Raw genomic sequence first — 11,222 nt, 5'->3', positions numbered from 1 at the left:
ATGAAATTGAAATATAGCAAATACATTCTCCTGGTAACCGGCATGGCTTTCATTGCCAGCGCCTGTAACAAGTTTGTCGATATCAATACCGATCCCAATAATCCGACCACTGCACAGTTGTCGCTATTACTACCTTCCACGGAAGTATCTATGGCAGCCAATATGTATAAACTGAACAGCGGTACCTCCACCTTTATGCAACACATGGTATCGTCTGCAGATCTCAGCAGGTATCAGCAGCAGGGTACCAGTTTTGACGAATCCTGGGATGGGTTTTACAGTCAGACATTGAATGACCTGGAATCTATCATCAGCAGCGGCACCGCACAGGAGGAATGGGGGTATGTAGCCGTTGCGAAAATTGAGAAAGCTTACCTGGTAAGCCTGATGGTAGATATGTGGGGAGATATTCCCTATTCTCAGGCAGAGAAAGGGCAGCAAACGGTTAGTCCTCCGTTGGACAAAGGAGCAGAAATCTATGATAGCGTACTGACGTTGATCGAGGATGCGCTGAAGGACGCAGGAAAAGTGACTGCTTCGGGATTGGTGCCCTCCAGTGCTGATATGATCTACAGTGGTGCAAAGAACTCCTGGATAGCACTGGCCAATTCGCTGAAGTTAAAACTCTATAACCAGATCCGGCTCGTAGATCCTGCCCGGTCCACCACAGCCATACAGGCATTGATCAGTAATCCTGCCACACTCATAGGCGGAACGACCAATACCAATTCAACGGATTATACATTCAGGTTCGGATCTGCGCAGAACCCGAATAACCGTCATCCCTGGCATCGTTCTGAATATCAGTCTGCCAAGAACTTTTACATGTGCCAGTCATTTGTAGATCTGCTGTTCAATAATGATGATCCCCGTTTACGGTATTTTATCTATCGTCAGAATGCGACAGCAGGGCTGAATAATTCTACCAACAGCAATGGTTATTATGGCCGTAATCCTGGTGACGGTACTGCTGCACCGGCTGACCTGAACAGGCGTTCCACCTTTGGCGTGTATCCTGCGGGAGGTTTGTATGATAATGCACCCATCAATAATATTCCTGACACATATAGCTATCTCACGAATGCAGGCGCTACTTCCGGTTTGAAAGTGGTAGCTACTTCTGATGGTACCGGTGCTGGGGTTATCCCTCTGCTGACAAACGCCATGGTAAAGCTGATCCGTGCAGAAGCTGCATTGGCGCTTAACACCGGTGATGATGCCAGACAGAACTTCGCCGATGGCGTTACTGCACATGTGACTAGCGTGAGCACCTATGGGGCTGCAAACGGCGGCGTGGCTTTATCGCCATCCACTATCAATGGTTTTGTAAATAAGCTGTTGACAGCCTATGATGCCGCAGATGCCGTAGGTAAGATGAATATGGTGATGACACAGAAATACATTGCCTGTTATGGTAATGGTATGGAAGCGTACAATGATTACAGGAGAACTGCACTGCCAGTATTACGTACGCCTTTGTCACCATTGAACGCATTTCCTTTAAGGCTTTATTATTCTCAGACAGAACTATCTGCAAATACCAGCCTGGGAGAGAATGCCGGCGCACTGCAGATAGCACAGCAGACCACACCGGTATTCTGGGATAAATAATCATCACACAAAAATTAACGCATGAGATATCTGATAATAGCGATACTGATCATCTACACCGGTTTCCTTTCCTGTAAGAAAGCCGACTATGAATGGGAACAATATGAATACACTGCTGTACCTATTGTAACCGTCGATACAACAAAAACAGCACTGCCTACCAGGCAGGCGGGTAAGGTGGCATTCTTTAATCTGAATGACCCCAACCTGGCTAATCAGGAATTTGCTTTCACCCTCGACTGGGAAGGCTTTGATAAAGTGACCGTAACTTCTATAGAGGTGTATGCGAGCTACAATAAAGCTGAATCGAGTGTGCCGGCCTATCCATTGGTGATCTCTTCTCCGGGAAACCAGTATACGAATATTGCACAGTTCCCGTTGCCCAGTATTATCGGTTCAAAAGATAAATTGTATGAGACGGTGACTACATTTCCAAAAACATATTCGTTCACTGCTACTCAATTAGCTGCCATGAATAATGTATCGCTTGGATCTGTAGCAGTAAATGACTATTTTCTCTTCAAGTTTATATTGAACCTTGGCGATGGCCGCAGAATTGTAACCTTCTTCAATAATATTTGTGATGAGTCACGCGGTGAACCCGGCGATTGCAGAGTAGGCGTGAGATTTAAGAAACAATAGTTACTGTCGTAAACAAGCTATAATGAGCACAATCAGAAACACAACACTATCATTCGCTCTGCTGACTGCGACCCTGGGCCTTCGGGCCCAGGACAGGTCAGCCGGACCTGCAGACAAAAAGTATCAAACGGAGATCAGATCACTTACTGACAAACCTGTTGTTAAAAAAGCTTTCCAGACTATTATAGAATTAGAACCACAAACGCTGAGCGATCATATCCTGCTCACAGAGATCCCTGCACCACCCTATAAGGAAATGGAAAGAGCCCGGAAATATGCGGAAATGTTGAAAGCTGCCGGCGTGGATACCGTGTGGATAGATAACATTGGCAACGTGATATCAAAACGTAAGGGCCGTGGCGGTGGTAAAAAGACAGTAGTGCTGGAAGGGCATATGGATACAGTATTCCCTGAGGGTACTGATGTGAAAGTGGTGCATAAAGGAGATACATTGTATGCACCTGGTATTGCTGATGATACAAGAGCATTATCAGTAGTGCTGACTGTTATAAAGACACTGGAAAAAACAGGTATAGAAACCGATGCAGATGTACTGTTTATTGGTACTGTAGGAGAAGAAGGACAAGGAGATCTGCGTGGTGTAAAGAATCTGTTTACAGAAAAAGGACCGGGAAAAATAGACAGTTATATCGCTATAGATGGCTGGAACCGGGAATCGATCACCCATCGTGCATTAGGTTCACATCGCTATAAGATCACGTTTAAAGGCCCCGGTGGTCATTCCTCCGGCGCTTTCGGACTAGCTAATCCGCACAACGCTTTAGGGCGTGCCATTCATTACTGGTCAGTAGCGGCAGACTCTTTCAGCCGGGCACCCGGTTTACGTGTCACTTATAACGTTGGTGTAATAGGAGGAGGTACCTCTGTGAACTCTATTCCCTTTGAGTCATGGATGGAAGTGGATATGCGTTCTGAGAGCCCTGAAAGGGTGAGCGGTATTGATCAGTTATTGCAACAGGCCGTACAACGTGCGCTGGCAGAGGAGAATAAAATGAAACAACGGGGTGCTGACCTGACAGTAGATGTAAAACTGATTGGCGACCGTCCTTCCGGATCGTTGGATACAACTTTGCCATTGATCCAGCGGGCCATCGCCACGATACAATCCTTCGGATCAACCGCCTCATTGCGTGTTGGTTCCACTAACTCGAATATTCCAATTTCCAAACAGATACCCGCTATTACCATTGGCTCAGGCGGAGAAGGTGGTAATGCGCATGCCCTGCAGGAATGGTGGCTCAACGATAAAGGATACCAGGGCATCCAGAACGCATTACTTATCTTATTGGCGGAAGCCGGCATAGCAAAATAAAACCCTACTTATGGCAGGAAAATTCTACGGTATGCTGTCGTTGCTTTTATGCACAACGATGGCATGGGGACAGACAATCCCCTCTCCAAAAGAACATTTTGGTTTTAATATCGGTGATGATTATCAACTTGCTACCTACACCCAGACGGAAGCCTATTTTAAAAAGCTGGCAACGTCCAATCGTGCAGAGCTGGTAGACATCGGTATGACAGAAGAAGGAAGACATCAGTATATGCTGATCGTGTCTTCTCCGGAAAACCTGAAGGCATTGAGCCGCTATAAAGAAATATCGCAACAGTTAGGGCATGCAACGGGACTGACAGATGAAAGTGCACGTAAACTGGCAGCAGAAGGTAAAGCGGTGGTGTGGATAGACGGAGGACTGCATGCTACTGAAACCGTGGGTGCGCATCAGCTCATAGAAACGATGTATCAGCTGGTAACACGTACAGACGCTGAAACAATGAACATCTTACAGAATGATATCATCCTGCTGGCACATGCAAACCCTGATGGACAGGAGCTGGTATCCGACTGGTATATGCGCATGGCTGATCCAAAGAAACGTGCATTGAATATTCCCCGTTTGTATGAGAAGTATGTGGGGCATGACAATAACAGGGATTTCTACATGATGAACATGAAAGAAAGCCAGAACATCAGTCGTCAGCTGTTTGTAGAATGGATCCCTCAGATCATGTACAATCACCATCAGCGCGGACCTGCCGGATCTGTGCTTGCCGGGCCTCCTTACCGTGATCCCTTCAATCATATTTATGATCCGTTAATCGTGACCAGCATCGATGCCGTGGGCGCCGCTATGAACAACAGGCTGAATGTTGAGAACAAGCCGGGTTATACACAGCGTAACGGTTCTACATTTTCTACCTGGTGGAATGGCGGATTACGTACTACGCCATACTTCCATAATATGGTAGGATTGCTTACAGAGATCATTGGTGGTCCGACACCTGAAACCGTGCCGCTGGTGCCTGACAGATTGGTACCTAATGGCGCAACACCCAATCCGGTAGCACCACAGGAATGGCATTTCCGCCAGTCTATAGATTATTCGGTTTCGCTGAACTATGCAGTATTGGATTATGCTGCCCGTTACAGAAGCGAGTTGCTGTTCAATATTTACAAGATGGGCAGGAATGCAATAGACCGTGGTAACAGCGATCACTGGACATTCTATCCAAGATATGTAGACTCAATTCGTATAGCGTATAAAGTGGAAAGGAAGAGAGACTCTACCACTGAAGGTGAAACAGGTGGCGAGTTTGCTTTTGGCAAAGAAGATACGATTGCATCAAAATATTATGCAAATGTGTTGAAGAATCCTGATTACAGAGATGCGCGTGGTTATATCATTTCTGCAGATCAGCCAGACTTTTCTACAGCGGTAAAATTCATCAATGCATTAAGCCGTTCAGGTGTTACCATTCATAAAGCAACTGCAGCTTTTAGGGTAGAAGGGAAACAATATCCGGCAGGTTCTTATATCGTGAAAACAGCGCAGGCCTTTCGCCCGCATGTAATTGATATGTTTGAACCACAGGATCACCCAAATGATTTTCAATATGCCGGAGGACCTCCTATCCGTCCTTATGACGCGGCAGGATGGACACTCGCTTATCAGATGGGTGTGCAATTTGATCGTATCATGGATGGATTTGACGGGCCTTTTACACAGCTACCCTATGGTCAGATTGAGTCTCCTTTAGCTACTACTTTGCCTGCTGCTAAAAAGGGCTACCTGATTGATGCTGCATCCAACAATGCCTTTATTGCTGCGAATGATCTGTTGAAGACAGGCGTGAAAGTATCCCGTACCGCTAATGGAACATTCTATGTACCTGTGGGAGAAAAAGCACAACGTATACTCGCAAAGGCGACCGTCGAACAGGGTGTTCATGTTACCGCTGCTGATAACACACCTGGACAGCTGAAGGCGATCACGCCATTACGTATCGGCATCTGGAATACATATGGTGGCTCTATTCCTGCCGGGTGGATAAGCTGGCTGATGGAACAATATCATTATGATTATAAGATGCTGTATTCGCAGGAAGTGGATGCAGGCGACCTGCGTAAGAAATATGATATGCTCATCTTTGTGTCAGGTGCTATCCCTGATACCGGCAAGCCTAAAAGAAGTGGTGACAACAGTTACAGCAAACCGCCTAAACCGGAAGAACTGTCCGATGAATTTAAACCCTGGCTGGGACGCATTACCAAAGATACTTCTGTTCCACAGCTGAAGAAGTTCCTGGAAACCGGTGGTAAAATTGTGACTATCGGCACAAGTACTAACCTGGCGTATCACCTGAATTTACCAGTGGAGAACGCCTTAGTAGAGAAGAATGCAAAGGGCGAATGGAAACCAATACCCGGTACAAAGTATTACATCCCCGGTAGTTTGCTGACGGCAGACCTGGATACTACTGCAGCAGAAAACTGGGGAATGCCTGCAAGGAATGATGTATATTTCGATAGAAGCCCGGTATTTAAATTCACAGCTGGTGCTGATGCTGCAGGCCTGAAGAAACTGATCTGGTTCTCTACGGCAAAGCCATTGCATAGCGGCTGGGCCTGGGGACAGCAATACCTGAAAGATGGTGTGGCAGCATTCGTAGCGCCGGTAGGAGCAGGCAGGTTATATGCCTTCGGACCGGAGATCACTTTCCGTGGTCAGTCGCATAGTACATTTAAATTACTATTTAATCAGTTGTACAAATGAGAAGACTAATCATATCAGTCCTTTGTTGCCTGCCGGTATTGGCTGTTGCGCAGAACAAAGATAAGAAGGCAATTACGGCTTACCTGGATCAGCAGGCGCCCACATACGCAGATATTGCAAAGAAGATATGGGGATATGCAGAAGTAGGCTACCAGGAGGAAAAAAGTTCCGCGCTGCTACAGTCTACATTACAGCAGGAAGGTTTTACAGTAAAAGCTGGTATTGCCGGCATTCCAACAGCTTTCGTTGCCAGTTATGGCAGCGGGCAACCCGTTATCGGCATCCTGGCTGAATATGATGCATTGCCAGGATTATCGCAGGTAGCAGAACCGCAGCAGAAGGCAATACAGGATGGGGGCGCTGGTCATGGCTGTGGTCATAATCTGTTTGGTACTGCCTCCATGGCTGCTGCTATAAGTGTGAAGAACTGGTTAAAAGAACATCCCGGCAAAGGTACCATCCGTGTATACGGATGTCCTGCGGAAGAAGGTGGTTCAGGTAAAGTATATATGGTAAGAGAAGGTTTGTTTGATGATGTGAATGCAGTGTTACATTGGCATCCAGGCAATGATAACTCAGCTACGATCTTCCCCTGGTTGTCCAACAAGAATGCGAAATTCCGCTTTTATGGTGTAGCGGCGCATGCCGCCGGCGCACCTGAAAAAGGGCGTTCCGCACTGGATGGAGTGGAAGCTATGGACTATATGGTGAACATGATGCGCGAGCATATTCCCCAGGAAACACGTATTCATTATGTGATCACCAAAGGAGGCGATGCACCCAATGTGGTGCCTGCCTTTGCAGAAGTGTACTATTACGTACGTCATCCGGATATGCAGGTGGTAAAAGATGTATGGGAAAGACTGGTAAAAGCGGCTGAAGGTGCGGCGCTGGGTACAGGTACCAGGATGAATTATGAAGTGATAGGAGGGGTGTACAATATGCTGCCTAATGAGACACTATCAAAGATAATGGATAGTAATCTGCGGCTGGTGGGAGGGTTTACCTATACATCTGCAGAAAGGGAATTTGCAAAAAAGATCCAGTCCACACTGATCGACACATCGAAACTGCTGAACCTCGATACAGCGACTGCCACGATACGCCCTTTCATATCGGATAAACATGATGCCATCGGTTCTTCAGATGTAGCGGATGTGAGCTGGGTAACACCAACTGCTGGTATCTCTACGGCTACCTTTGTACCTGGTTCTTCCGGCCATAGCTGGCAGAATGTAGCTGCTGCAGGTAGCAGCATTGGCGCTAAAGGAATGATGGTCGCAGCAAAGACAATCGCACTCACCGCCTATGACCTGTTCAACGATCCTGCTGCTTTGGAAACCGCAAAAACTGAACTCAAAAAACGTCAGGGACCCTCTTTCAAATACGAGGCCATGCTGGGTAACCGTGCCCCGGCACTGGACTACCGTAAAAAATAAACGCTTATGAAATACTCCTTAAAGGGCTGGCTGCTGATGGCAGGTATTTACTGCACATCACAGCTACAGGCCCAGACTGTGCCATCACCTAAAGAACATTTCGGATTTAATATCGGCGACGATTATAAGCTGGCCACTTATACACAAACTGCCGCCTATTTTGAAAAGCTGGCTACCACATCCAACAGGGTAAAACTGGTGGATATCGGTCTGACAGAAGAAGGTCGCCATCAGTATATGCTGATCGTCTCTTCACCTGCCAACCTTAAACAACTGGAATATTACAAACAGATCTCCCGGCAGCTGGCAAGGGCTGAAGGCATTACGCCGCAGCAGGCGCATGATATGGCCGATAAAGGAAAGGCTGTCGTGTGGATAGATGGTGGATTACATGCAACGGAAGTCGTAGGGGCACACCAGCTGATAGAAACAGCCTGGCAGCTCATCAGCCGCAATGATGCAGAGACCATGCGGATATTGGATAATGTGATCGTACTGATGACACACGCCAATCCCGACGGACAGGAACTCACCAGTAACTGGTATATGCGCAATGCGGACACGTTGAAACGTTCAACAGAACAGTTACCGGTGCTGTACCAGAAATATATAGGACACGACAACAATCGTGACTTCTATATCATGAACATGAAAGAAAGCGTCAATATGGGAAAGCAATTGTTCCTGGAATGGATGCCGCAGATCATGTACAATCATCACCAACGTGGTCCGGAAGGTTCCGTATTGGCAGGACCTCCGTACCGCGATCCTTTCAACTACTTCTTCGATCCGCTGATGATCACCGGTATCGATGCACTGGGAGCAGCTATGTACAACAGGCTGAATGCGGAAGATAAACCCGGTTATACACGCTTGAACGGTTCCAGTTTTTCTACCTGGTATAACGGCGGCCTGCGTACAACAACACAGTATCATAACATGATAGGATTGCTCACCGAGATCATTGGTAATCCTACTCCTGAGAAAATACCCGTGGTGCCCCAACGCCTGATCCCGAACGGCGCCACACCCAATCCTGTGAAACCCACGGGAGACTGGCGCTTCAGAACTTCTATTGATTACTCTGTGTCACTGAACTATGCAGTGCTTGACTATGCAGCCCGTCAGCGGGATGAAGTCCTGTACAACATTTACAAGATGGGTAAAAATGCGATAGATAAAGGTAATACAGACTCCTGGACTTTATCTCCCAAACGGGCAGAAGCAATTACAGCAGCCTATAAGAAAGATAAGAACGATACCACCAAAGATGACGGCAGTGATCCCTACGGATGGATGAAAAGAGGTAGTAACATCTCTATGCAGTATTACGATGCGATATATAAGAACCCTGCAGAAAGGGATCCCCGCGGCTATATCCTGCCGGCAGATCAGCCGGATTTCGCTACAGCGGTGAAATTCATCAATGCACTGATCAAGGCGGGTATTTCCGTACAAAAGGCGACCGCCCCATTTACAGTTGGAGGAAAGCAGTATCCTGCCAACTCTTATATCGTACGTACGAATCAGGCCTTTCGTCCGCATGTGCTGGACATGTTTGAACCACAGGATCATCCTAATGATTTCCAATATCCCGGTGGCCCTCCTGTCCGCCCCTATGATGCGGCAGGATGGACACTGGCTTTCCAGATGGGCGTAAAATTTGACCGGTTGCTGGACGATTTCAGCGGGCCGTTTCAGAAGGTACCTTATGGTGAACTGCAATCGCCGATGGCCGAACCATTTACACCTGCAGCAAGCGGTGGTTACCTGCTGAGCCCTTACGTAAATAATGCGTTCATTGCGGTGAATGATCTGTTGAAAGCAGGCGTAAAGGTATACCGGTTACCGGATGGTCGTGCCGGCGAGGCGCCAGGTACTTTCTTTATACCTGCAGGGGCGCAGGCCAGCAGTATATTAAAGACAGCAGCCACCCAACTGGGTGTGGTAACAAGATCTGTAAGCAAGCGTCCTAAAGGAGCGGTGGAGACCACTCCTTTACGTATAGGCCTCTGGGATACCTATGGTGGCTCCATGCCTTCAGGCTGGATCCGCTGGATGATGGAACAATATCATTTCCCCTTTAAACTGGTGTATCCTAAAGATATTGACGCCGGCGACCTGAAGAAGCAATATGATGTGATCGTATTTGTGACCAGGGCAATCCCTCCTGTTTCAGGAGAGGAAAATAACCGGTATGGCTTCAGGCAGGTGCCGCCTGCCCCGGAAGAGATCCCGGAACAATACCGTCACACATTGGGCAGGATCACAAAAGATACCTCGGTTCCTAAACTGAAGGAATTCCTGGAAGCAGGCGGTACCGTTGTTACCATTGGTACCAGTACCAACCTGGCCTATCACCTGGGGCTTCCTGTACATAATGCCCTGGTGGAAAAGGGAAAAGACGGTAAGGAGCAATCATTACCAGGTACCAGGTACTTCGTACCCGGAAGTATCCTTCAGGTGGCATTTGACAGCACCCGGACGGCTGCATGGGGAATGCCTTCTTTGGGCGACGTTAATTTCGACAACAGCCCTGTCTTTAAGCTGGACAGCGATGCCGAAGCGAAAGGGGTACGTCCTGTAGCCTGGTTTACCTCAGACAAGCCTTTACGCAGCGGCTGGGCATGGGGACAATCCTATCTTAAAGATGGAGTGGCAGCATTTGAGGCCACGGTCGGCAAGGGCAGATTATATGCCTTTGGTCCGGAAATAACCTTCAGAGCTCAGTCCCATGGTACTTTTAAGCTATTGTTCAATGGTTTATACGGAATTAAGTAGCGGATAAATGATACGATGAAGAAAGACCGCCCATGTTATATGCGGCGGTTTTTTTATTTTAGTACCTTAGAAGAATAACCAAAGTTAATATGGAAGAATTTTATGATGCAGCCTCCGAAAAATACAAAAAGTATTTATTGCAGGTAGTTTATAACGAGGAGACTTATTATACCGTTTCAGGCGTCGACATGTCAGATAATGGTAATGACGCTGATAGATTGCTGACAGATAAAGACGGTAAGATCTGTTTATATGCCGACTTACCTTCATTAAGGAAAGGTATTGAAGAAGGCGTTATTACCTTTGATACGCCCAATCTGCAGGCATGGGGAAAGGAAATCAATGAAACAGATACTGCTTATACAGGCTTTGATTTTTCATCCCTGAAAGCAGAATTACTGGAAGCAGATGATGATCCATTACTGTACGAGATCTATGGTGCACTGGGAATAGTGAAAGACTATGCACTGCAGGAAAATGTAGCAGAGCTGTTGTCCCTCCTGAACAGTGACATTGTAGAAGAATACATGGATATCTGTGCGGATCTTTTCCTTTGGTCGTCTGACACAGATTCTTTCAGAGAAGACTTTGATTTTGAAAGTCTTGTGCCTGTGCTGAGTAAGATCTATACATTGCTGGAGCCCCGTTTGAAGATTGTTTAACGGAAGCCGTT

General features: G+C 47.0%; 7 protein-coding genes. All 7 read left to right on the top strand.

The annotated features are described in order from the left end of the window. Entirely contained in the window at nt 1-1,611 is a 1,611-nt protein-coding gene (locus tag CLV42_RS08770; RefSeq protein WP_106601531.1) for a SusD/RagB family nutrient-binding outer membrane lipoprotein, read from the top strand. A gap of 21 nt (nt 1,612-1,632) precedes the next feature. Continuing rightward, entirely contained in the window at nt 1,633-2,253 is a 621-nt protein-coding gene (locus CLV42_RS08765; protein WP_106601530.1) for a hypothetical protein, read from the top strand. Between the two features lie 22 nt (nt 2,254-2,275). After that, nucleotides 2,276-3,586: a M20/M25/M40 family metallo-hydrolase gene (locus CLV42_RS08760; RefSeq protein WP_106601529.1), complete on the top strand. Its 1,311-nt coding sequence runs from the start codon at nt 2,276-2,278 to the stop codon at nt 3,584-3,586. Nucleotides 3,587-3,596: 10 nt separating this feature from the next. Then, on the top strand, nt 3,597-6,329 hold the full coding sequence (locus CLV42_RS08755) for a M14 family metallopeptidase (protein ID WP_106601528.1): 2,733 nt from the start codon (nt 3,597-3,599) through the stop codon (nt 6,327-6,329). Beyond that, complete coding sequence (locus CLV42_RS08750) at nt 6,326-7,768, top strand: amidohydrolase (protein WP_106601527.1); 1,443 nt, start codon at nt 6,326-6,328, stop codon at nt 7,766-7,768. Before CLV42_RS08755 ends, CLV42_RS08750 begins: the two co-directional genes overlap by 4 nt. A 6-nt stretch (nt 7,769-7,774) precedes the next feature. Beyond that, nucleotides 7,775-10,549, top strand: a complete 2,775-nt coding sequence (locus tag CLV42_RS08745) for a M14 family metallopeptidase (protein ID WP_106601526.1) — start codon at nt 7,775-7,777, stop codon at nt 10,547-10,549. A gap of 89 nt (nt 10,550-10,638) precedes the next feature. Next, on the top strand, nt 10,639-11,211 hold the full coding sequence (locus tag CLV42_RS08740) for a hypothetical protein (RefSeq protein ID WP_106601525.1): 573 nt from the start codon (nt 10,639-10,641) through the stop codon (nt 11,209-11,211). Nucleotides 11,212-11,222: the final 11 nt, after the last annotated feature.

Source organism: Chitinophaga ginsengisoli, from assembly GCF_003014595.1.
In the GTDB taxonomy this organism is placed as follows: Bacteria; Bacteroidota; Bacteroidia; order Chitinophagales; family Chitinophagaceae; genus Chitinophaga; species Chitinophaga ginsengisoli.
This window is presented reverse-complemented; position numbering and strand designations above follow the sequence as displayed.